This window comes from Nocardioides sambongensis (assembly GCF_006494815.1).
In the GTDB taxonomy this organism is placed as follows: Bacteria; Actinomycetota; Actinomycetes; order Propionibacteriales; family Nocardioidaceae; genus Nocardioides; species Nocardioides sambongensis.
Genome location: NZ_CP041091.1, coordinates 3,254,101 through 3,277,141, shown reverse-complemented (window position 1 = coordinate 3,277,141; position 23,041 = coordinate 3,254,101). Strand labels below are relative to the sequence as shown.

The window sequence follows — 23,041 nt, the reverse complement described above, 5'->3', positions numbered from 1 at the left end:
GGCGAGCGAGTACCCGTCGCGGGCGCAAGTCCGGAGGACTCAGGGGAAGGCAAGGAAGTGTTGAAGAAGGAGCCGGCCAGGGCCGGACAATCGCGATGGTGGGGTCGCACGATGATCGCTGCGCTCGCGCTCGGCGCACTCGGCGCTGGCGCCTTGGTCGTGCCGTCGGGGGCCTACGCGGCTGACGGCGAGGTGCGTGACCTGCAGATCACCGTGGTCGACGACGGGATCCGGGTGCCGAATCCGGTCGATGACGGCGCCCACAACAACATGGTGGGCACGAACGACAGCGTCGGGTACTCCTGGTCCTTCAAGTCCTCAGGGCTGACCGACGGCGTGTTCACTCAGACTCTTCCTGAGGGTTGGACGTGGGATCCCGATTCGCTGGTGGCACTGGACAGCGCAAACGCCGCGCTTTACGAGAGCTCCTACGAGCTGACGGACAACGGCCGTACGCTGACGGCGACCGTCAGCGTGCCGAGTGGCGGCGATTCGCTGGTCGAGTTTCGTACCCTGCGGGCGATCGCGAGCCCTGACGCGGTGGGTACCAACTACGCAGCCCAGGTCCAGGTAGCTGACGCCTCCGGGAACCAGACCGCAGCGACGGGTTCGATCGCGGTCGTCGGCAGACCCCTGGGTGGACTGTCCAAGACGGCCAGCAAGCTCAACAGCACCAGCGTCCACGACTTCGGTGATGGAGCCGGTGCCGTGGCGGCGAAGTATTCCGACTTCGAGATCGAAGCCTGGGACGCCGCAGGGAAGAACGCTGCAGGTGCTGTTCCAGCAGTGCTGCAGCAGCCCTTGAAGATCCGCGACACCCTGACGCTGAGCCAGGCGGTCCCCTACGACATCGAGGTAAGGGATCCCACTGGCGGAGCCACAGTCAGTGTGACACCGACGACCACGGGAGCAGACTTCGCGCTCTCGGACTACCGGGGCTCCGGTGACAACGCGAGCGTCTCCTTCGTGGCGCGGGTATGGGTTCCGCTCAGCGAGATCAATGCGGCAGATCAGACCATCTCCATGAGGAACGCGGTCTCCACTCTCGGTTGGACGACGACAGATGGAACCCCTGTCGAGGACGCCGATACCGGGGACAACTCCGCGCAGGGTCTGGTGTCGCCCTCAGGCGGCGGTGTCCCGGCAAAGGTGTTCAAGCGCCTCTATGTCGCTGAGGAGCGGGGCCAGTTGCTGGACACACGGCCGTCGTCCGACGCGTCGTGGACCAAGGTCTACGACGGGCAGATCCCGTCCACGGCCGATGCCACCATCGCAGCGGGCTCACGAATCGCTGCAGAGATGCTCTATCAGCCCTTCGGCGGTGACACCACCGGCGTCGTGGGTGTGGACACCTGGGACCCTGCGGAGCAACAGATCGCTGCTGACTCCCCGGTGGTCGTATGGCAGAAGAACGCGAGGCTCCCCGCCTCGTCGTACAGCCTCTCGTACTCCGCGGACGGGTCGACCTGGGTCGACTCCGTCGCCCTTGCCGGCGGGCCGTCGAAGGTGCGTGCGATGCGGATCGAGTATCTCGACGTGGCTAGCGTCGACACGGGAACGGTGACGGTCAGCGCAGCGTTCGACGTCACGGAGGACCTTGGCGTGAACGTGGACGATACCGCCACGTGGACGGCAGATCAGATCGGCACACCTTTGCGGGTGAGCGCCGATGTGGACACCGCTCCTGCCGAGCTCGAGCTCGCGAAGTCCTCCAACGTCAATGGCATCACATCCGGCAGCGACGTGCACTACACCCTCACCCCGGACAGCGCTCCTCTTCCGGGTTCGAGCGGCTCAGAGGCCGACATCTCCGGCTTTGCTGTTCGTGACTCCCTGCCCCGCAACGTGGTCGACGTGGATTTGTCGGATCTCAGTCCTTTCTGGAGCGTTGATCAGGCAGGGTCGGTGAGCGATGGGTTCGTGTTGACGTTCACGCCTGTCGGACCCGTCGGTGTCGGCGAGGAGCTGCCGCCGATCGACTATTCCGTGACCACGTCCATCAAGGCACCGTCGGACGGTCGCATGCAGAACACCGCCACGGCCAGTGCAGATGGCTACAAGCCTGTCGCGGTGAAGCGAAACGTCGCGGTCGCCCAGGCCAACGTGGTCACCTTGCAGAAGTTCACCGACGGTCCGACCGAGATTGAGCCGAACCAGAAAGCGATCACCTGGGTCAGTAGCTTCTTCAACTTCCAGACCCAGAACATGGGCACCTCCACCTTTGTCGATGTGCTGCCCTTCGATGGTGACGACCGCGGCTCCGCGATGACCAGGCCCATGGCGCTCAAGACCATCGAGCCGGTCGACGATTCCACGACCGGGACGACGTTCTACGTCACGACCGACTCGGCGGCCGACCTCGAAGCCGACCCTTTCGGTTCGTCAGTCAATTGGACGCAGGTGGACGGAAGTGACAGTGCGGCGCTGATCGGCGCCACTGCCGTGCGCGCCGACGTCGCGGACTTCCACAGCGGGTACGCCGGCGGTATGCGGCTCACGGCTGACCCGCGCACTCCTGCCGGAGGTGACCAGTTCGTCAACGACGTCGACGGTGAGATCGGTCCCGCGGACGACCGTCTCCACACAGACGCGGAGCCCGTTGAGGTCGTCGCATCGGAGGTCTCGGGTACGTACTGGTTCGATGCTGACGGTGACGGTGTGCGTGGTTCGGACGAGACGGTGGTGTTGCCGGATGCGAAGGTGACGTTGTTCTCGGGGACGGGTGCTGATCGGACCGAGGTGGGTTCGACCACGACGGGTGCCGATGGGTCGTACTCGTTCAGCGGGCTTGCTGCGGGTGATTACTCGGTGCGGTTCGATGACGAGTTGGTCAAGGACCAGTACGCGCACTTCACCAAGGCCGACGCCGGGAGCGACGACAAGGGCGACTCCGACGTCAACGCCAATGGCGTGGTCACCCTGGACATCGGTCGCGGCACTGCGCTCACGCACGTGGATGCTGGTTATACGGCGAACACGAACTACGCGGTGTCGTTGAGCAAGCAGGTGGAGTCGAGCCCGGGTTCGGGTGAGTTCATCGAGGCTGATGACAGTGACAACATGACCGGTTCTTACGACTACGGCGACACGGTGACGTGGAAGTTCGTGGTGACCAACACCAGTGATGATTCGGTGCTGAGTGGTCTGGGCTTTGAGGACCAGGCGCTGAGTGGGTGTGACGCTGTTGCGGTCGAGGATGCTGAGCTGGCTCCGGGCGAGGATGTTTCGTTCGAGTGCTCCAGCACGGCTGAGGAGTCGATGACGAACACTGCCACGGTGACCGGTCCCGGGGATGTGTCCGCGACCGACACCGCCGCGATCGACGTCCAGCAGACCAACGGCCCCGAGCCGAAGGGACCGGAGCCCAAGGGGCCCGGCGGTGGCGACATCGGGAAGAACCCCGGCGGCGGGTCGACCGGTGGACACCTCCCTAACACGGGGGGCCCACCTGGTGGCTCTACTTGTTGGGCCTGCTGAGTGCTGGTGGCGGCGCCACCCTCCTGCTCACGCGGAAGCGTCTCGACTGAGTTAGCCGGGAGGCCAGACAGGAAGCACGAGGTAGCGTCCGCCCCATGGGGCGGACGCTACTTCTTGTTGTGACCCCGGGGCCCGCTGCGTCAGGACGGCTGGAGCACCCCGGGTTCCGTTGAGGCTCTGGCGTGCATTCGTGGGCGGTTGATCGCGCCTGAAAGGCCTCGCGACGCTCCCGCGCCAGCCTGCTGACTGAGCATCCATCACGAGAGACTTGCCCCGGGTCGGGCCAAACCGAGGAGCGGGACCCGCGACGGGTGGGGAAATCGGACGCGGGCCCCGCTCGATGTGTCGGCGTCCCGCCGTCTGAGAACCTGGCCACTCGGGAAGGACCGGGCGAACATTCAGGGGCTGGACGACCGTGCGCCAGTGCGAGTTGGCGCACGGCCAGGCTACAAGTGGCGCGTGCAGACAAGAGGATGCCGCCGTCGTCTACGTGCGTGGAGCCAGCGATTCAGTGCCGCACAGCGGATGGTGCGCGGGGAGGGGGCTCATCTCAGCCAGGTCCGTGCATTTCGCTCGATGGGCTCCGCGGTCACCACCACCGGTGGCGCGAACGCAACGCGCCCAGCGAGTAGCGCGACCCTCGGCATCGGTCTCAGGTAGCTGCACGCGCCGGCGGGAATCAGCATGCCCGGGAGATTGATGTCGTAGTAGTGCAAGCGACCGCATCCGAGCACTTGCGACGTGACGTCGCTGGGCGACAAAGCGCTCCAGAGCACTGTCCCCCGTGGGAAGTACCGCATGGCTCCCGACAAGACCGTGTCGTCCGAACGAGCCAGCACCGTGTCTCCGTAGACGGCATGGATGTAGGTCACGCGGAGCCCCTGCGCCTGCGGCCGCCGGCGTGATGATCCGAAGTGATGACTGGACCCGGTGGATCGACCTGCGGTCCAGCGAGCTCGCCGAGGGTGACGAGCACATCCCCCAGGGTCTTTGAGAGATGGTCTTCAGCGTTGCGGGACGCACGGTCGACCAATGCCGCTCCTGCGGCATGAAGGCGAGACAGCTGGTGATTGACCTGGCGCATCACTCTCGTGATCGGTTCCCCGAGGGACCTGCCGCACGGTCGTCGAGCAGTGTCCGGGGGACCTCCATGTCCCTGCGAGCCGCGGCAACCGTTTCCATGATGCGCTGAGCCTCGACCAGGGCGTCGTTGGAGGGGCCCATGGCCCACCCAGCAGTGGAGCGCAGGGACCGTACGAGCGCTCCGAGCGCAGTTGTGGAACGGCACTGCGCGGCCGACCGCCCGGCCACTTCCGCTGCGTGCTCAGCCACGGCATCGAGTTGAATCAGCGCCAAGGCCATGGCGACGCGCGCCTTCGTCACCGACACGTCGAGCCGATCCAGGCGCGCCGCAAGACGGACGGCGACGTCGCCAGCGTCCTCGGATGTCATCTCGGCCCAGGCCGTGGCAAGAATGACGTCGGGGTGGCGCACCCTCGTCGCCGCGGCCATGCGTTGCTGATGCAGCACCCGTCGGCTGTCGGTCCGGTGCTGGTCGAACTGTCGGACTTCCTGCCTGAAGGCCGCGATCGACGTCTCAAACTCCGAGAGTCGGTCCCAAGAGCCGTCGAACTGGGAAGAAAGTGCTGCGCACGCATCGCTCAGCGCCGTTGTGGCGCCCGCTGTCCCGGCGAAGGTAGGTGTGGCCGTGAAGTGTGATCTGCCAGTCACTTCCGCTGTCACAGCGGCGGATAGGAAGTCTTGATAATCGGCGAAACCCGCCTGCCGAAGTTGCCTGAGGAGCTGGCGGCGCCCCAGTTTCGCGGCACCCCTCCCGGAGATCCCCTGTTCACGCGCTGCGAGCTCGATCGGGCGTACGGCGAGATAGGCGGCGCGAGCCAGGTCGAGGTACTCGGAGCCGTTCGGGTTCATCTGAATCGAAAGGTGACCGCTACTGCCGAGCGGAAGCATGATCGTGAATGTCCAGTACCCAGCATCGCCGAATGCGCGGTTCTGGAGGTACCCACCGAACGGCTCACCGCGCCTCAGGGACTCCCACATCAGAAGAAAGCACCCGGCGGGCATCGAGGGGTGACGAAGGATGCTGTGTGCCGATCCGACGAGCCGGTCGCAGGGGTGCTTCGACACCTGGATGAGAACGGAGTTCGCGCAGGAGATGTCGCCGCGCACGTCAGTAACTGAGATCGCCATTCCTGGCCCGCTGTTCCTCGGGGAGGTGAATCTCTCCGTGGGCACCTGATTGCCGCGCATCGGGTCCTCGTCTCGCAGGGCCGCCTAGCGTGATGCAGGGCCAGCCCTTGGCTGCGGAGGTTCTGCGGCTAAGGGCTGGCCCGCATCGAATCCTGTCGCTGCCCAGTCACTCGAGTTCATTGGGAGGGACCACGAGCACTGCAGCACGACATTCATCGTTCGCCGATACCAATGGCACGACACGGGAAGCGTAGGAGCGGCGAAGGCCCCGCGACCGTTGCTGCCTGCTTGCCGTGCTGGCGGTGTCGAAGTCAGTGGGAGTGCGCGAGTGGTACGTGCCATCGTCGGCTGGGACCGTGCCGATCACCGTGCGGACAGCCCGTGGTGGTTCGGCCGGCGCAGCGCCCGCGAGCCGCGGCGTACGCCCCCACGTCGGACAACAGGCCGGACCCCGACGGGGTCCGGCCTGTTGTGTTCTCCAGGAGCGTGGTGAGAGGTCAGTCTCGGGGGTGGTGAGCGAGGGCGCCGGAGAACTCCGCGAGCGAGCCGCCGCTCAGGATGCGCTCCCGGGCCGGTGCCTCGGCCTGCTCCTTGCCGCGCAGCAGCTCACCGAGGCCGACGACGTCCTCGGGGCTGAGGAATGCGACGCCGTCGGAGTCGCCGAAGACCACGTCGCCGGGGTTCACCACCGCTCCGGCGATGGTGACGGGCACGTTGATCGCGCCTTCGATCCCGCCGATCCGCGTGGTGAGCGGGCTGTAGCCGCGGGAGAACACCGGGAAGTCGTAGGGGCCGGTCTCGTCGTGATCGTTGATGGAGCCGTCGATCACGGCGCCGGCCGCTCCCCGGGCCTTCGCGGAGAACGAGACCAGTCCGCCGAAGCAGGACCGTGCGTGGTCACCGGACTGGTCGACGACGAGCACGTCGCCGGGCCGCAGGTGGTCGACGGCCAGGTGCACGGCAGTGGAGTCCAGGTGGGGGATGCGCACGGTCACGGCGGTGCCGACCACCTTGATCGGCCGCCGGTTCGGCTGGAGTCCCAGGGCGAGGCCGTGGTCCCGCAGGTGTCCGAGGGTGGAGACGCAGACGTCGCGCAACTCGTCGAGGAGCTGGGGGTCGACCTGCTCGGGCATGTCGTTCATCGAGAACAGAGGATCCCTTCGAAGGCCAGCGGGCCTACGAGGGGATCCGCGAACGCATCCTCGACGGCACCTTCGCCGAGGGTCAGTTCGTGGACGAGATCGCGCTCGGCGAGCAGGTCGGCACCTCACGCACGCCGGTGCGAGAGGCACTTCAGCGGCTCCAGGTCGAGCGCTTCGTCGAGCTGGTTCCGCGACGAGGCGCGCAGATCCGGGTGCTCACGGCGACCGAGATGGGGGAGATCTATCAAGCCCGCTACGTGCTGGAGTCCGACGCGCTACGCAGGATCTGCCAGCGGAGCAGCGGCGTCCCGCATGCTGCGCGGGAGCTCATCGTGGAGATGGAGGCGGCCGGTCGGCGCGGGACTGGAACCGGTTCGCCCAGCTCTTCCACTCCGCGATCATGCGCCACCAGGGCAACGCAGTGATCGCAGAGATCTACGACGGACTGCAGCCACGACAGGTGCGACTGGGCACGCGCACCCTCAGCGAGCGTCCGTCACGGCTCCACACCATCGAGGCCGAGCACCGCGACCTGCTGCGCGCTCTCGAGGCGAGTGACGCGGCGGAGTGCGTGGCCGTGCTGGGGCGTCATCTGCGGGAGGTGCCGGAGCTGGTCGATGCCTTCGGCGAGCCGCGGACCGCAGCGGCCACCTAGCCTCTCGTCGGAGATGCCCGCCGACCTCAGGGCGCTGCCGCCCGCAGCATCTCCAGCAGTCGTGGCGCGGCCTCGTCGAGGAAGCGCCGCTGTCCCTGGTCTCCGACCTGGACGATCGCGATGTCGGTGAACCCGGCCTCCCAGTAGGCCGACACGTGGCGGACGATCTCGTCGAGGTCGGGGCCGCACGGGATCGCGTCGGCGACGTCGTCGGGGCGGACGAACTGCGTCGCACCGGCGAAGCCGGCGGGCGTGGGCAGGTCGGCGTTGACCTGCCAGCCGCCCCCGAACCACCGGAACTGCTCGTGGGCGCGCCGCCTGGCGGCCTCCGGGTCCGGGTCCCAGCAGATCGGGATCTGCCCGATGGCGCGGGCCCGCTCGCCGATCCGGGCGGTGCCCCGGGCGTCGTTCCAGGCATCGACCAGGGCTGCGTCCGGCTCGACCCCGATCAGGTGATCGCCGCTCTCGGCCAGTGCCTTGATCGCCCGGTCGCCGGCCACCGCGACCCCGATCTCCACGGGTTGTCCGGGGAGGTCCCAGATCCGTGCCGAGTCGACCTGGAAGTAGTCGCCGCGATGGTCGACGAGCTCCCCGGTGTGGAGGGCGCGGATGATCTCGATGGCCTCGCGCAGCATGCCGTGACGGTCCTGGATGGCCGGCCAGCCCTGGCCGACCACGTGCTCGTTGAGGTTCTCGCCGCTGCCCAGGCCGAGCGTGAAGCGGCCGTCGGCCAGGCACTGCAGCGTGGCGGCCTTCTGGGCGACGAGCGCGGGGTGGTAGCGCATGGTCGGACAGGTCACGTAGGTCATCAACCCCACCCGCGAGGTCGCCTGGGCGACCGCTCCGAGCGTGGTCCACGCATACGGTGCGTGTCCCTGTTCGGTGAGCCACGGTGAGTAGTGATCGCTCATCACCTCGAAGTCGAAGCCCACCGCCTCGGCCCGGACGGCGTACTCCACGAGATCCTTGGGGCCGCTCTGCTCCGTCATCAGGGTGTAGCCGAAGTCGGTCATCCCAGGGACGTACCCGGCTCCGCGCTCCTCATCCCTGGTGGGCGTGGCGGGGCCGACCGGTCATCGCCAGCACCCCGAGCACCGGGCCGGGGACGAGCAGCAGAAACGCGTACTGCCAGCCGGAAGCGTCGGCCAGCACGGGAACCAGCTGGATGCTGACCACCGTCAGGGCGAAGCCGAGCGCGGTCTGCGCGCTGAGGGCGGTGCCGATGAACCGCTGGTCGGCGACCTCGGACAGCGCCGTGGAGAAGACGCCGGAGTCGGCGATCACCGACGCCCCCCACACGCCGCAGAAGACGGCGAGGAGCGGCAGGGGTGCGACGTACGCGAGAGGCGAGAGCAGGCAGCAGGCACCGCTGACCGACAGCGCGGTCACCGCCGCCGGGGTGCGGCCGAAGCGGTCCGCCGCCCACCCGCCGACCAGGCAGCCGAGCAGCCCGCACACGCCCATGGTGGTGAAGACCAGCAGTCGGTCCTCGGCGTCCGGTGCGGAGGCGCCGGCCGCATGGGCGACGAAGAGCGGGACCCACGTCCACAGCGCGTAGAGCTCCCACATGTGGCCGAAGTAGCCGAGGTTCACCCGGCGTGGCCCGGACTCGCGGAACATCTCGATCGCATAGCGCGGGTGCAGGGTCACCGGTCCGGTCGCCAGCTGCGGGCCCGGACGTACGGCGACCAGCGCGACCAGCGCCCCGGCCGACGCGATGCCCGCCGTCACCCGGAGCACGTCGCGCCACGGCAACGTGGCCAGTCCACCCACCAGGTGCGGCAGCGCCGACCCCAGGGTGAGGGCCCCGATCATCAGGCCCATCGCGGTGCCGCGACCCGTCGGCCCCGCCCAGGAGGCGGTGAGCTTCATGCCCACCGGGTAGACGCCGGCGAGGAAGACACCGGTCAGGAACCGTGGCGCGAGAGCAGGGCCGAAGGAGTCCACCGCGGCGGCCACGGTGTACGTCGTCGCCGCGGCCAGCGCCGCGCTCGCCGCCATCAGCAGGTGCGGCGGCACCCGGTCGGCCAGGTTCAGCAGGGTCGAGACCAGGGCGCCGGTGACGAAGCCCAGCTGCACCGTCCCGGTCAACCACACCGCCTGGCCGGTCGAGATGCCCCAGTCGGCCTGCAGGCTCGGGACCACGGCCGACACCGAGAACCACACCGCCAGCGCGAGCACCTGGACCAGTGCGATCAGCGCACGCTGGAGGCGGGGGTTCAGCATGGCACCAGGGTGCCCGACCTCGGCTCGTCGCGGTGACCTGACGTCGACCTCACTCTGACAACGTGGGGCTCGCCCGTCATCGGGTGACTGGTGGGCCACACGCTCCCGGTGGAGTCAGAATTTCCTGGCACAGCCAGCGCAAGGCGGACGCCCATGCCGCACGCGCATCGTGCGAGGCCCAACCGGTGTTGGAGCCACCCGGCCCTGCTCGCCTACCCTCGACGAGGAGGAGTGTCGGCCCGAGCGAGGAGGTAGCCCGCGCGGTGAACGACACCCTCTGGCTGCTGCTCGCCGGGATCGGTGCCGGCCTGACCGGCTCGGTGGCCGGCCTCGCCTCGTTGATCAGCTATCCGGCACTGCTCGCCTTCGGGCTGCCGCCGCTGGCCGCCAACGTCACCAACACCGTCGCCCTCTTCGGCGTCACCGGCGGGACGATCGCCGGGTCGCAGCGCGAGCTGCGCGGCCAGGGGCGGCGGGCGGTGCGGCTGGCCGGGATCTCGCTGGTGGGTGGCGCGCTGGGCGCGGCCCTGCTGCTGCACACCCCCGAGGAGGCCTTCGAGGTGGTGGTGCCGTGGCTGATCGCGTTCGGGGCGACGCTGCTGCTGTTCCGCGACCGGATCCGGGCCTGGGCCGCACGTCACTCGCAACCGGACCGGCCCGCGACCGACGGGCCGGTGCGCGCTGCAGCGTGGACGCTGGTGCTGCTGCTGCTCGGGGTGTACGGCGGCTACTTCGGCGCCGGGGTCGGGATCATCGCCCTCGCCGTTCTGGCCCTGGAGCGGGTGGAGCCGCTGGCCGTCACGAACGCGGTGAAGAACGTCGCCACCGGTGCCGCCAACGGCGCGGCGGCGATCGCCTACATCCTCTTCGCGCCGGTCGACTGGCCCGCCGCGGTGTCCCTGGCGGCCGGGGCCGTCATCGGCGGGCTGATCGGCCCGTCGGTGGTGCGCGTCGCGCCCGAGCGGCCGCTGCGCTGGCTGGTGGCGATCGCCGGCCTCGGTCTCGCCGTCCACCTCGCCACCAGCTGAGCGGCCTCAGCGCACCAGGCAGGGGCGCTTCGGGTCGAAGGACCAGTCGGGCACCAGGTACTGCATCGCGATCGCGTCGTCCCGGGCGCCGAGGCCGTGCTCCAGGTAGAGCTGGTGCGCCGCGGCGAGCCGGGAACGGTCCAGCCGGACGCCCAGCCCCGGGGCCTCGGGCACCTCGATCGCACCGTCCCGGATCTGCAGCGGGCTCTCGGTCAGCCCCTGGCCGTCCTGCCAGATCCAGTGCGTGTCCAACGCCGTGATCTCGCCCGGCGCCGCCGCACCGACCTGGGTGAACATCGCCAGCGAGACGTCGAAGTGGTTGTTGGAGTGCGAGCCCCAGGTCAGGCCGAAGTCGTGGCAGAGCTGGGCGACCCGGACCGAGCCGGCCATCGTCCAGAAGTGCGGGTCGGCCAGCGGGATGTCGACGGCGTCGGTGCGGATCGCGTGCGCCATCTGCCGCCAGTCGGTGGCGATCATGTTGGTCGCCGTCCGCAGCCCGGTGGCCCGCTTGAACTCCGCCATCACCTCCCGGCCCGAGTACCCGCCCTCGGCGCCGCACGGGTCCTCGGCGTAGGCCAGCACGTCGTGGGTGCCCCGCAACAGCCGGACCGCGTCGGCCAGCAGCCAGCCGCCATTCGGGTCCAGGGTGATCCGCGCGTCGGGGAAGCGCTCGTGCAGCGCGGTGACCGCGGCGACCTCCTCCTCGCCGGCCAGCACGCCGCCCTTGAGCTTGAAGTCGGTGAATCCGTAGCGCTGCTGGGCGGCCTCGGCGAGCCGGACCACCGCCTCGGGGGTCAGCGCGACCTCGCGGCGCACCCGCTCCCACTCGTCGGCGGCCTCCGGCTCCCGCAGGTAGGGCAGGTCGGTGCGGTCGGGGTCGCCGACGTAGAACAGGTAGCCCAGCATCGGCACGCTGCTGCGCTGCTGTCCGTCGCCCAGCAGCTCGGCCACGGCCACGCCCTGCTCCTGACCGGTCAGGTCCAGCAGCGCTGACTCCAGCGCGGTCACCGCGTGGACCGTGGTGCGCAGGTCGAAGGTCTGCAGCCCGCGCCCGCCGGCGTCGCGCCCGGCGAAGCGCTCCGCGACCCGCCGCAACAGGGAGCGGTACGTCGCCACCGGCGCGCCGATGAGCAGCTCGGCGGCATCGGCGATCGTGGCCCGGATGGCCTCGCCACCCGGCACCTCGCCGAGTCCCTCGCGCCCGTCGCTGTCGGTGACGATCGCGATGTTGCGGGTGAAGAACGGGGCGTGCGCGCCGCTCAGGTTGAGCAGCATCGAGTCGTGACCCGCGACCGGGACCACCTCCACCTCGGCGACGGTGGGGCGGCGCGAGGCGCTCACGGCAGCTGGAGCTCCCCGTCGATCCTGCGGGTCAGGTGCCACGGGTTGTCGTCGCGCACCGCCGCCGGCAGCAGCGCGGCCGGCACGTCCTGGTAGGCGACCGGGCGCTGGAAGCGCTCGATGGCGAGGCTGCCGACGGAGGTCCCGCGAGCGTCCGACGTGGCCGGGAACGGCCCGCCGTGGACCATCGCGTGACCGACCTCGACGCCGGTGGGCCAGCCGTTGAACAGGATCCGGCCCACCTTCGCCTCCAGCAGCGGCAGGAGTCGCGCCGCGTCGTCGGCGTCCGCGTCGGTGGCGTGGACGGTGGCGGTGAGCTGACCCTCGAGCGAGGCCAGGTGGTCGGCGAGCTCGGCCGCGTCGTCGTACCGGACCACGACGCCGGAGGCGCCGAACACCTCGTCGGTCACGCCGTCGAGCGAGTCGGCCACGACGACCTGGGGCGCCGGGGCGTCCTCCCCGCCGGCGCTGCCCTGGCCGACGACCCGGACCCCGGCGGCGTCGCGCAGGGAGGCGGAGCCGGACTCGTAGGCGCTGGCGATGCCGGAGGTCAGCATGGTGGCGCCGGCGGCGTCGGCGACCGCGTCGCCGGCGGCCGCGAGGAACGCGTCGCCGGCGTCGCCGCGGGGCAGGAAGAGCAGCCCGGGGTTGGTGCAGAACTGGCCGGAGCCCAGCGTCAGCGAGCCGACGTAGGCCCGGCCGAGTCCGGCCGGGTCGGCGTCGAGGGCGCCGGGCAGCACCACGACCGGGTTGATCGAGGACATCTCGGCGTAGACCGGGATCGGCTCGGTCCGCGCGGCGGCGGCGGCGACCAGGGCCAGGCCGCCGCCGCGGGAGCCGGTGAACCCGACGGCCTTGATCCGCGGGTCGGTGACCAGGTCCTGGCCGAGACGGATCCCGTCCTCGTCGGCTCCTGCGAGCAGGAACGAGAAGGTGCCCGGGTGCAGGCCGGCCTTCTCCACCGCACGGGTGATCGCCTGGGCGACCAGGTGACCGGTGCGTGGGTGGGCGGGATGGCCCTTGACGACGACGGGGCAGCCGGCGGCGAGCGCGGAGGCCGTGTCGCCGCCGGCGGTGGAGAAGGCGAGCGGGAAGTTGCTGGCGCCGAAGACGGCGACCGGGCCCAACGGCACCTGGCGCTGCCGGATATCCGCCCGGGGGAGCGGCTCCCGGGAGGGCAGCGCCGGGTCGATGCGGACGCCGAGGTGGTCGCCGCGACGGACGACGTCGGCGAACATCCGCAGCTGACCGGCGGTCCGCCCGACCTCGCCGGTGATCCGCCCCGCGGGGAGGTGGCTCTCGGTGACGGCGGCCTCCGCGATGGTCTCGCGGTCGGCCTCGATCTCGGCGGCGACGGCATCGAGGAAGTCACCGCGCGCCTGCGGCTCGGTGGCCCGGTAGTGCGCGAAGGCCTCGGTGGCGGCGGTGGTCGCGGCGGCGACGTCGGGGTGCTTCTCCTCGACGCCGGCGATGATCGAGCGGGGGTCGGTCATGTCTTCCTCTCAGCAGCGGTGGTGATCGGGGTCAGGGGATGCGGGCGATCAGGTCGCGCAGCTCGTCGACCTCGGTCTGGTGCAGGTTGGTCAAGGGGGGCCGGACCGGACCGGCCGGTCGTCCGACCGCCTCGAGGCCGGCCTTGACGATCGACACGGCGTACCCGGCGGTGCGGTCGCGGATGTCGAGGTAGGGGATCACGAACTCGTTGAGTCGACGGTAGACCTCGTCGCGGTCCTGTGCACGGACGGCCTCGTAGAACTCGATCGCCCAGCCGGGCAGGAAGTTGAAGAGCGCCGAGGAGTAGGTACTCACCCCGAGCTGGAGCAGGGGCAGCGCGAAGGTCTCCGCGGTGGGCAGCCCCCCGACGTAGATCAGCCGGTCGCCGACCCGGGCGTAGGTGCGGGTCATCTGCTCGATGCTGCCGACGCCGTCCTTGAAGCCGACCATGGTCGGGTTGCGGTCCGCGAGCTCGGCGACGGACTCGTCGTTGAGCACGGCGTTCGCGCGGCTGTAGACGATCACGCCGAGGCCGGTGGCCTGGCAGACCGCGGTGACGTGCTCGACGAGGCCGGCCTGGCTGGCTTCGGTGAGGTACGGCGGCATCAGCAGGAGCCCGTCCGCCCCGGCCGCCTGCGCGGCCTCGGCCTGCGCGATCGCGTTGGTGGTGCTCCCGGTCGCCGGGGCCAGCACGGGTACGGCGCCGGCCACCTCGTCGACCGCGGCGCGCACGACGCGGTCGGTCTCCTCGAAGGTGAGGGAGAACGCCTCGCCGGTGCCGCCGGCGGCGAAGAGGCCGGCGACTGGGTGCTCGGCCAGCCAGGAGAGGTGCTTGCGGTAGGCCGCCTCGTCGAAGGCGAGCTCGTCGGTGAAGTGGGTGACCGGGAAGGACAGCAGCCCGCTCTTGAGCTGGGCGGCCAGGTCGGTCGGGCTGTACTCGGTCACGTGAGGTCCTTCGCAGGTCGAGAGATGACCGTCACAGTAGGAACGGCTCGCGATGCCTGTCCAAGCCCTTTGTTGGATGGAGTGATGTCCTACGGGTATCGCTGACTCGCGACCGACGTCAGCTCTCCGCCGCGAGGCGCTCGACCACGCCCAGCACCCGTCGTACGACGGGGCTGAGTGAGGCATCCGCCCAGATCGCGTGCACCTCGACGGGGCGCTCGGGGTCGGCGTCGAGGCGGGTGTCACCGCCGTGGTGGGCCAGGTCCTTGAGCACGACGCCGTCGACGTGCAGCGAGGCCGCCGAGGCCGGGACGAAGGCGAGGCCGCGTTCGGCCGAGGCCAGCAGCATCGCGGTGAGCACCTGGTGCACCCGCTGCTCGATGCGCGGGTGGGCGTTGGCGAGGAAGCGCACCGACAGTTCATGGAAGTAGCGGGACTGCTGCGGGTGATAGCCGATGACGGTCTCGGCGTCGAAGTCGGTGGCGATGAGCGGTCGATCGATCGCCGCCAGCGGATGCTCGACAGGAACGACCGCCATCAGCGGCTCGCGCAGGATCACCCGCGACGACAGCAGTTCGGTGTCGAAAGGCGGGCGGGCCAGCCCGAGGTCGATCTCGCCTCGACGGATCCCCTCGACCTGGGCCATGGTGACCCGCTCGGAGAGCAGCACCTCCACGTCGGGCAACTCGGCCGTGAGGCGGCGCAGGAGCGGGCCGAGGATCGAGATCGCGGAGACGGCGGTGAAGCCCAGCCGTACGACGCCCGCCGCTCCGGCGTCCACCCGGCGGGCGAGGTCGCCGGCTCCCTCGACCATGTTCAGCAGTCGGTAGGCCTCCTCGAGAAAGGCCTCTCCCGCCCCGGTCAGCTCGACCTTGCGATTGTCCCGCTCCAGCAACTGCACGCCGATCGCCCTCTCCAGCTTCTGGATCTGACGGCTCAGCGGCGGCTGGGTCATCTGCAGCCGTTCCGCCGCGCGACCGAAGTGGAGTTCCTCGGCGACCGCGACGAAGGAACGCACCTGATCGAGGGTCAACACGCGGGCACCTTAACCGTGTCAATGCCGAGAATGACGATGCGCGGAGAGTATCACTCTATGCCGGATCGGGTTTGGACGCGCATGAGGACCAGGTGCCAACCTATGACCCGCACCACACCAGTGACCCCAGTCACACCCGCCAGCAACGCCGGAAGCGAGCACTGATGACGACCGCCCAACCAGTCACCGCGGCTGCCCCACGAACCGTCGGGTACGCCTACCCGTGGGACGTGATCGGCGATCCTGACTTCTCCTCCCGGGTCCTGGACCTGGGGGTGGACACGGTGGCACTCGCGGCGTCGTACCACACCGCGCGGGCAGCCACCCCGCTCCACCCGACGACGCGCTTCGTCAATGCCTCCTCGGCTGCCCTCTACCGCCCGATCCGCGACGAGGCATGGTCGGGCCGGCGCCTCGTCCCGGCGCCCGCCACCTGGGTCCCCGACCCCGACCCGTTCGGCACCGCCGCCGCGACCCTGATCGAGGCCGGCGTCGACGTGGCCGCGTGGATCGTCCTCACCCACGCCACGCGCCTCGGCGAGGCCCACCCCGACCTCGCGGTCGTCAACTGCTTCGGCGAGCGCTATCCCTACGCCCTCAGTCCGCAGTCGGCCGAGGTCCGCGAGTACGCCGCCACGCTGGCCGCCGAGGCGATCCGCGACGTCCCCTGCTCGACGGTCATCCTCGAGGCCTGCGGTCAGCTCGGCGTCACGCACGGCGGCCACCACGAGAAGACCGACGGCGCCTACGACCACGTGGCGCAGCGGCTGCTCTCGATCGACTGCAGCCTCGCTTCGGTCGAAGCCTGGGAGGCGCACGGCCTGGACCCGGAGCGCGTCGTCGCGGAGCTGCGCGCCGGAGTCGACGCCACACTGCGCAGCCCGGGCGGGTCGGTCCCGGCCGTCGACCAGGCCCTGCTCGACACGCTGCTCGAGATCCGCCACCAGGCCACCGACGAGCTCCGCCGCACGGTGATCTCCGCCGTCGGCTCGGTCGCGGGCGGCGACCTGCGCCTCGTGCTGCACGCCGAGCCCGACCCGTGGGCGACCGGGGCCCTGCCGGGCCTCACCGCCACCGGCCCCGACGACGTCGACGCCGTCGTCGCGCAGTGCTGGCCGGTCGCCGACGCCTCCGTGGAGAAGGTCCGCTCCCTGTCCCAGACCCTGGCCGGGCGTGCCGCGACGGGCGCCTACGTGACGGCGCTGCCTCCGACCACCGACGCCGCGTTCGGGGACTACCTCACCGAGCTCGAAGCGGCCGGCGTCGACGAGCTGCACCTCTACCACCTCGGACTCGCCGGGCCCGACCGCCAGCCGATGCTCGCCGCGGCCGCCGGGCGAGCACGGACCACCGGCGAGGAAGCCGGCCGATGAACGCGGTGAAGAAGGGCCTCCGGGCCATCGACACGGTCTTCGAGATCGTGACCCTGACCTGCTTGCTGGGCGTCGTCTTCGTCGTGCTCTACCAGATCTTCGGCCGCGAGGTCCTCGACTCGACGCCCGCGTGGAGCGAGGAGCTCTCCCGCATCCTGCTGATCTGGATCGGCATGCTGTGCGCCGCGCTCGGGTTCCGCGAGGGCGCACACATCGCGATCACCTTCGTGGTGGACCGGTTCCCCAAACTCCTGCGCCGCGCCGTCGACTACGGAGTGCTGGCGCTGGTCCTGCTGTTCGGCCTCTACCTCCTCGTCGACGGCATCCAGCTCACCGACGAGGCGAGCGTCGCGACACTGCCCGGCACTGGCCTGCCGCGCAGCGCGCTCTACGCGGCGCTGCCGTTCTCCGGGGCGATGATCTGCCTCTACACCGTCCAACAGTTCTTCGGAATCGACACGCGGCGCTACGCCCGCGATGTAGACGCCGCCGACTACGAGTGAGCTGGAGGCTCCGTGTCTGTCGATCCCCTTGCCGTCACTCTTCTTCTGGGCAGCTTCGTCCTCCTGCTCGCCCTGCGCGTTCCGATCGCGCTCTGCCTGGCTCTGTCCGCCGTGCTCGAGGCGATCTACCTCGGTCTGCCGCTCACGCTGGTGAGCCAGCGGATGGTGTCCAGTCTCGATGCCTTCACCCTCCTGGCCATCCCCTTCTTCATCCTCAGCGGCGAGATCATGAGCGCCGGCGGGATCTCCACCCGGCTGATCAACCTGGCCGGCCTGCTGGTCGGCTGGCTGCGCGGCGGCCTGGCGATGATCAACATCGGCGCCAGCACCTTCTTCGGCGCCCTCTCCGGCTCCTCGGTCGCCGACGTCTCGGCGATCGGCTCGGTCACCATCCCGATGATGAAACGCAAGGGGTACGACGCCGACTACGCGGTCTGCGTCACGATCACCGGCGCCGCCCAGGCGGTGATGATCCCGCCCAGCCACAACCTGATCATCTACTCGATGGCGGCCGGTGGCGTCTCCATCGGAGCGCTCTTCACCGCCGGGATCCTGCCCGGAATCCTGCTCGGCGCGACGCTGATGGCCTTCGCCTACCTGATCGCGGTCAAGCGCGGGTATCCGAAGGAGACGCTGGTCCCCCGGGCAGAGATCCCGCGGATCGTGCTGGAAGGACTGCTCAGCCTGCTGATGCCGGTCATCGTGCTGGGCGGCATCCTCTCCGGCATCTTCACCGCGACCGAGTCCGCAGCCATCGCGTGCGTCTACGCGTTCGTCCTGACCTTCGGCGTCTACCGCGACATCCCGATCAGCGCGATGAGGGTCATCCTGCAGCGCACCGCCCGCACCCTCGGCCTGGTGCTGTTCATCATCGCGGCGGCCGGAGCCTTCGGTTACTTCCTGACCTACCTGCGGGTGCCGGCACTGGTCACCGACGCGCTGCTCGACGTGTCCACCAACACCGTCGTCGTACTGCTGCTGATCAACATCCTGCTGCTGGCGCTCGGCGCGATCATGGACATGGCCCCGCTCATCCTGATCACCACGCCGATCCTGCTCCCGGTGGCCACGACGCTCGGCATGGACCCGGTGCAGTTCGGGATCATGCTGCTGCTCAACCTCGCCATCGGGTTGATCACACCGCCGGTCGGCAACGTCCTGTTCGTCGGCTGTGCGATCGGCGGCATCTCCATCGAGAAGGCGTCTCGCGCGCTTCCCCTGTTCCTGCTCCCCATGCTCGTCGTCCTGTTGCTCGTGACGTTCGTCCCGGCAATCTCCCTCACCCTGCCCGAGGCCTTCGGCCAGTAGCACCGCACAGATCCGCACAGAAAAGGAAACGGCAATGAACCAGAAGTCAGGTCCGCGAGGATCGACGCACCGGCGCGGCACCCTCAAGACCGCAGGCATCCTCAGCGCCTTCGTGCTGGCCTCGGCCACCCTGGCCGCCTGCGGAGGTGACGACGGCGGCTCGGGCGGTGACGGCGAGAAGCTCACGTTCCGACTCGCCGAGACCCACCCCGAGGACTACCCCACCACCGAGGGCGACCAGAAGTTCGCCGACCTGGTCAACGAGGCCAGCGACGGGCGCATCGACATCCAGGTCTTCGCCGGCGGGCAGCTCGGCGAGGAGTCCGACGTCATCGAGCAGGTCCAGATGGGTGCCATCGAGATGACCCGGGTCAGCTCGGCACCGATGACCGAGTTCGCCGAGGGCATGGGCCTGTTCGGCCTGCCCTACATCTGGGACGACGCGGACCACCTGTGGCGCTTCCTCGAGGACGAGTCGGGCCAGCAGCTGCTCGGCGAGCTCGAGGAGGCCGGCTTCAAGGGCCTGACGTACTTCGACCCCGGTGCCCGCAGCTTCTACAGCACCGACAAGGTGATCGACTCCGTCGACGACATCGAGGGGATGAAGTTCCGCGTGCAGGAGTCCGACGTGATCATCTCGTTCATCGAGGCGCTCGGCGGGTCGCCGACCCCGATGGACTACGGCGAGGTCTACAGCGCCCTGCAGACCGGTCTGATCGACGGTGCGGAGAACAACGAGCCCAGCTATCTCTCCGCCTCGCACTACGAGGTGGCGCCCAACTACACGCTGGACGAACACATGCGGGTCGCCGAGATCCTGGTGGTGAACAAGGACGTGTGGGACGGCCTCTCCGAGGAGGACCAGCAGATCCTCGAGGACGCCGCCGCCGAGGCCACCACCTACCAGCGCGAGCAGTGGGACGCCCAGGTCGAGGAGGACCTGGCAGCGCTGGAGGAGGCGGACGTGACCATCACCGAGATCGACGACATCGAGCCGTGGCGTGAGGCCGCGCAGCCGGTGATCGACGAGTTCGGGCCGACGTACCAGGAGTACCTGGACCGGATCGAAGAGCTGCGGGAGGAGTGACGTCGATGACCGAGACCGTTCTGATCACGGGTGCGCTCGGGGGCGTCGGGCGGCTGATGCGGCCGCGGCTCGCCCGCGACGGACGGATCCTGCGACTCCTCGACCTCGAGGCGCCCGAGGCGGGGCCCGGCGTGGAGGCCGTCGCGGGCTCGGTCACCGACCCCGACGCGATGGCGAAGGCCTGTGCGGGTGTCGAGGCGGTGATCCACCTCGGCGGCATCAGCGTCGAGGACGAGTGGGACAAGATCCTGCACACCAACATCGACGGCACCCGGGTGGTGCTGGAGGCGGCCAGGGATGCGGGCGTCAAGCGCGTCGTCCTCGCCTCCAGCAACCACGTCGCGGGCTACTACGACAGCCAGGACGACTGGCCCGGCGGCCTGCCGGCCGATGTGGCCCCGCGCCCCGACACCTACTACGGCGTCAGCAAGCTCGCCATGGAGGGACTGGGCAGCCTGTTCCACGACCGGTTCGGCATCGACGTGACCTGCCTGCGCATCGGGTCGTGCTTCGCGAAGCCGTGGGACCCGCGCTCGTTGTGGACCTGGATGTCTCCCGACGACGGCGCTCGGCTCTTCGAGGCCTGTCTGGCCACCCCGACCCCGGGGTTCCGCATCGTCTGGGGCGTCTCCCGCAACACCCGGGCTGGTGGTCGCTGGCCGAGGGCGAGGCGATCGGCTATCACCCGCAGGACGACTCGGAGGTGTACGCCGAGGAGATCCTGGCCGACGTCGACCCCGCGACGCTGGACACGCCACAGCAACGCCTCGCCGGCGGCGGCTTCACCTTCACCGAACTGGGTGCGCCGCAGGTACCGCACCGCTGATCCGCAGCTGACCTGCTTCGGCCGAAGGGCCGGGTCGATCCGACCCGGCCCTGACCGACCGCGCCCGCAACCCGGGCGCCTCGCGTCCCTCCCCGACGCGCCACGACCGCTACATGACGAGGAAAAGAGCTCGTGACCGATTACAGCCCCACGGACCTGGCCGGACAGCTGCAACAAGGCCTGCTGTCGTTCCCGGTCACCCACTTCACTCCCGACCTCGAGTTCGACGAGGACGCCTACCGGCGCCACCTCGAGTGGCTCGCGACCCACCCCGTCGCCGGCCTCTTCGCCGCCGGCGGCACCGGAGAGGGCTTCTCCCTCACTGGAGCCGAGACCGACCGGGTCGTCCGCGCGGCGGTCGAGGAGGTGGCTGGAGCGGTGCCCGTGCTCGCTCCGGCGACCGGGAGCACTGCGAACGCGATCGCCCAGGCGAAAGCGGCGGCCGAGGCCGGCGCGGACGGACTGCTGCTGATGCCGCCGTACCTCACTGAGGCGGGCCAGGACGGACTGGTCGAGCACATCTCCCGTGTGTGCGCGGCGACGGATCTCGGTGTGGTGGTCTACAGCCGCGCCAATGCGGTCCTCATCGACGACTCGGTGGCGAAGCTGGTCGACCGCAACCCGACGATGATCGGGTTCAAGGACGGCGTGGGCAGCATCGAGCGGATGACCCGCATCTACGCCAAGGTCGGTGACCGACTGACCTACGTCGGTGGGCTGCCCACGGCCGAGACCTTCGCCCTGCCGCTGCTGCAACTCGGCGTGAGCACCTACTCCTCGGCGCTGTTCAACTTCCTGCCGGAGTGGGCCATCGGTTTCTACGAGGCCGTCCGTGCCCAGGATCGTGACGAGGTCTACCGTCGGCTCAACGAGTTCGTGATCCCCTACCTCGACATCCGCGACAGAATGGCCGGCTACGCGGTCTCGATCGTCAAGGCGGGCCTCACCGTGGTCGACCGTCCCGCCGGGCCGGTCCGCCCACCACTGACGGACCTGCGGGCCGAGGAGCTCGACGAACTGCGCGCGCTCGTGAACCGGCTGGACTGACGGCCGCACCCGGTGAGCCCGTCGCGCATCGCACGTGCGGTCGTCACCCCGATCGCCTTCGCCGACCCACCGCTGCTCAACGTCGTCGGCGTGCACCAGCCGTACGCACTGCGTGCCATCGTCGAGCTGCACACCGACACCGGTCTGGTCGGGCTCGGCGAGACCTACGGCGACGAGGCGATCCTGGAGCGGCTGGCCGCCGTGGCCGCCGCGCTGCCCGGCCACGACCCCTACGACCTCAACGGGCTGCGGCGCCTGGTGACCACCGTGCTGGGCGGCGACACCGGCGGGGCGGGGGCGTCGTACGGCGGGATGCTGGAGGTCTCGTCGGCACATCCCGGCGTGCACTCGCCGTTCGAGGTGGCCTGCCTGGACCTGATCGGGCGGGAGACCGGACGCCCGGTCAGCGACCTGCTCGGCGGCGCGGTCCGCGACCGGGTGCCGTTCAGCGGCTACCTCTTCTACAAGTGGGCCGGCCACCCCGGACTGGCCGACGACGACTGGGGTGCCGCGCTCGACCCGGACGCGATCGTGGCGCAGGCGAAGCGGATGGTCGACGGGTGGGGCTTCGGCTCGCTGAAGCTGAAGGGTGGCGTGTTCCCGCCCGACGACGAGTGCGCCGCGATCGAGGCGCTGGCCGAGGCGTTCCCCGGGGTGCCCCTGCGACTGGACCCCAACGGCGGCTGGACCCCGCAGACCTCGGTGCGGGTGGCCGAGCGGCTGGCCGGCGTCGTGGAATACCTCGAGGACCCCACCCCCGGCATCGACGGCATGGCGTACGTCGCCGCCCGCACCGAGGTGCCTCTGGCCACGAACATGTGCGTGATCGCCTTCGAGCACCTCGCGCCCGCGGTCGCCGCCGATGCGGTGCAGATCGTGCTCTCCGACCACCACCTCTGGGGCGGGCTGCGGCCGTCGGTGCAGCTGGCCGGCATCTGCGACGCCTTCGGGATGGGCCTGTCGATGCACAGCAACTCCCACCTCGGTGTCTCGCTCGCCGCGATGGTCCATCTGGCCGCCGCCACCCCGAACCTGACCTACGCCTGCGACACCCACTACCCGTGGAAGACCGAGGACGTCATCGTCGCGGGCGCGCTGGGCTTCGAGGACGGCTCCGTCGCGGTGCCGACCGGGCCGGGCCTCGGGTGGAGTTGGACCGGGACCTGCTCGGCGCGCTGCACGAGCAGTACCTCTCCTGCGGCGTGCGACGGCGGGAGGACACCGCCTACATGCGCTCGATCGAGCCGGGTTTCGAGGTGAACACCGCCCGCTGATGAGCCGCGCCGCCTGAAGCATCTGGTGGGTCTGGGGAGGAGCGAGCCGACCTCGGCTCGTCGCCTGC

Annotated in this window: 19 protein-coding genes and 1 pseudogene; 11 read left to right on the top strand and 9 right to left on the bottom strand. The window is 69.9% G+C overall.

Annotated elements, in window-relative coordinates; genetic code table 11:
• Positions 1-111: 111 nt before the first annotated feature.
• Positions 112-3,477 (top strand): SdrD B-like domain-containing protein, encoded by a 3,366-nt coding sequence (locus FIV43_RS15410; RefSeq protein WP_141014843.1) that lies wholly within the window; start codon positions 112-114, stop codon positions 3,475-3,477.
• A gap of 545 nt (positions 3,478-4,022) precedes the next feature.
• Here FIV43_RS15410 and FIV43_RS23885 read toward each other — a convergent pair.
• From FIV43_RS23885 to FIV43_RS15390, 3 genes are all read right to left on the bottom strand, one after another.
• Positions 4,023-4,277: a DUF427 domain-containing protein gene (locus tag FIV43_RS23885; protein WP_407938904.1), complete on the bottom strand. Its 255-nt coding sequence runs from the start codon at positions 4,275-4,277 to the stop codon at positions 4,023-4,025.
• 283 nt (positions 4,278-4,560) lie between these two features.
• Entirely contained in the window at positions 4,561-5,667 is a 1,107-nt protein-coding gene (locus FIV43_RS15395; protein ID WP_141014841.1) for a hypothetical protein, read from the bottom strand.
• Between the two features lie 518 nt (positions 5,668-6,185).
• Positions 6,186-6,830 (bottom strand): RraA family protein, encoded by a 645-nt coding sequence (locus tag FIV43_RS15390; RefSeq protein ID WP_196780834.1) that lies wholly within the window; start codon positions 6,828-6,830, stop codon positions 6,186-6,188.
• 38 nt (positions 6,831-6,868) lie between these two features.
• On the opposite strand from FIV43_RS15390, the pseudogene FIV43_RS21600 reads away from it, so the two are divergent.
• Positions 6,869-7,255 (top strand): annotated as a pseudogene (locus FIV43_RS21600) (GntR family transcriptional regulator); the annotation flags it as partial.
• A complete protein-coding gene (locus FIV43_RS21595; RefSeq protein ID WP_231123437.1) occupies positions 7,231-7,485 on the top strand; it encodes an FCD domain-containing protein in 255 nt (84 codons plus the stop codon). The pseudogene FIV43_RS21600 and the gene FIV43_RS21595, both read left to right, overlap by 25 nt.
• 26 nt (positions 7,486-7,511) lie before the next feature.
• Here the strand turns inward: FIV43_RS21595 and FIV43_RS15380 are convergent, their stop codons facing one another.
• Positions 7,512-8,498: an LLM class F420-dependent oxidoreductase gene (locus tag FIV43_RS15380; RefSeq protein ID WP_141014840.1), complete on the bottom strand. Its 987-nt coding sequence runs from the start codon at positions 8,496-8,498 to the stop codon at positions 7,512-7,514.
• Positions 8,499-8,526: 28 nt separating this feature from the next.
• Positions 8,527-9,711 carry an MFS transporter gene (locus tag FIV43_RS15375; protein ID WP_181407522.1) on the bottom strand — a complete coding sequence of 395 codons (1,185 nt, stop codon included), beginning with the start codon at positions 9,709-9,711 and terminating at the stop codon, positions 8,527-8,529.
• A 263-nt stretch (positions 9,712-9,974) separates the two neighbouring features.
• Here FIV43_RS15375 and FIV43_RS15370 point away from each other — a divergent pair, with 263 nt between their 5' ends.
• Positions 9,975-10,739, top strand: coding sequence for a sulfite exporter TauE/SafE family protein (locus FIV43_RS15370; RefSeq protein WP_141014839.1), 765 nt, complete (start codon positions 9,975-9,977; stop codon positions 10,737-10,739).
• Between the two features lie 6 nt (positions 10,740-10,745).
• Here the strand turns inward: FIV43_RS15370 and FIV43_RS15365 are convergent, their stop codons facing one another.
• The 4 genes from FIV43_RS15365 to FIV43_RS15350 all read right to left on the bottom strand — a co-directional run bounded on the left by FIV43_RS15365 (position 10,746) and on the right by FIV43_RS15350 (position 15,555).
• Positions 10,746-12,080, bottom strand: a complete 1,335-nt coding sequence (locus FIV43_RS15365; RefSeq protein ID WP_269204019.1) for an enolase C-terminal domain-like protein — start codon at positions 12,078-12,080, stop codon at positions 10,746-10,748.
• Entirely contained in the window at positions 12,077-13,573 is a 1,497-nt protein-coding gene (locus FIV43_RS15360) for an aldehyde dehydrogenase (NADP(+)) (RefSeq protein ID WP_141014838.1), read from the bottom strand. Before FIV43_RS15360 ends, FIV43_RS15365 begins: the two co-directional genes overlap by 4 nt.
• Before the next feature lie 31 nt (positions 13,574-13,604).
• Positions 13,605-14,519 (bottom strand): 5-dehydro-4-deoxyglucarate dehydratase, encoded by a 915-nt coding sequence (kdgD, locus tag FIV43_RS15355; protein ID WP_141014837.1) that lies wholly within the window; start codon positions 14,517-14,519, stop codon positions 13,605-13,607.
• A gap of 118 nt (positions 14,520-14,637) precedes the next feature.
• Positions 14,638-15,555, bottom strand: a complete 918-nt coding sequence (locus FIV43_RS15350) for a LysR family transcriptional regulator (RefSeq protein WP_141014836.1) — start codon at positions 15,553-15,555, stop codon at positions 14,638-14,640.
• 164 nt (positions 15,556-15,719) lie between these two features.
• On the opposite strand from FIV43_RS15350, the gene FIV43_RS15345 reads away from it, so the two are divergent.
• From FIV43_RS15345 to FIV43_RS15315, 7 genes are read left to right on the top strand one after another with little or no spacing between them, the layout of a single operon-like run.
• The gene (locus FIV43_RS15345; RefSeq protein WP_141014835.1) at positions 15,720-16,928 is read left to right on the top strand and encodes a hypothetical protein; all 1,209 of its coding nucleotides are present in this window, start codon (positions 15,720-15,722) and stop codon (positions 16,926-16,928) included.
• Positions 16,925-17,431, top strand: coding sequence for a TRAP transporter small permease (locus FIV43_RS15340; protein WP_141014834.1), 507 nt, complete (start codon positions 16,925-16,927; stop codon positions 17,429-17,431). Before FIV43_RS15345 ends, FIV43_RS15340 begins: the two co-directional genes overlap by 4 nt.
• Positions 17,432-17,443: 12 nt before the next feature.
• The gene (locus FIV43_RS15335) at positions 17,444-18,739 is read left to right on the top strand and encodes a TRAP transporter large permease (RefSeq protein WP_141014833.1); all 1,296 of its coding nucleotides are present in this window, start codon (positions 17,444-17,446) and stop codon (positions 18,737-18,739) included.
• A gap of 34 nt (positions 18,740-18,773) precedes the next feature.
• Positions 18,774-19,826 carry a TRAP transporter substrate-binding protein gene (locus FIV43_RS15330; protein WP_141014832.1) on the top strand — a complete coding sequence of 351 codons (1,053 nt, stop codon included), beginning with the start codon at positions 18,774-18,776 and terminating at the stop codon, positions 19,824-19,826.
• Between the two features lie 5 nt (positions 19,827-19,831).
• Complete coding sequence (locus tag FIV43_RS15325) at positions 19,832-20,788, top strand: NAD-dependent epimerase/dehydratase family protein (RefSeq protein WP_231123436.1); 957 nt, start codon at positions 19,832-19,834, stop codon at positions 20,786-20,788.
• Entirely contained in the window at positions 20,785-21,699 is a 915-nt protein-coding gene (kdgD, locus tag FIV43_RS15320; protein WP_141014831.1) for a 5-dehydro-4-deoxyglucarate dehydratase, read from the top strand. The genes FIV43_RS15325 and kdgD (FIV43_RS15320) overlap by 4 nt, the downstream gene beginning before the upstream one ends.
• A gap of 12 nt (positions 21,700-21,711) precedes the next feature.
• Positions 21,712-22,959 carry an enolase C-terminal domain-like protein gene (locus FIV43_RS15315; protein ID WP_231123435.1) on the top strand — a complete coding sequence of 416 codons (1,248 nt, stop codon included), beginning with the start codon at positions 21,712-21,714 and terminating at the stop codon, positions 22,957-22,959.
• The last annotated feature ends 82 nt before the right edge of the window (positions 22,960-23,041 follow it).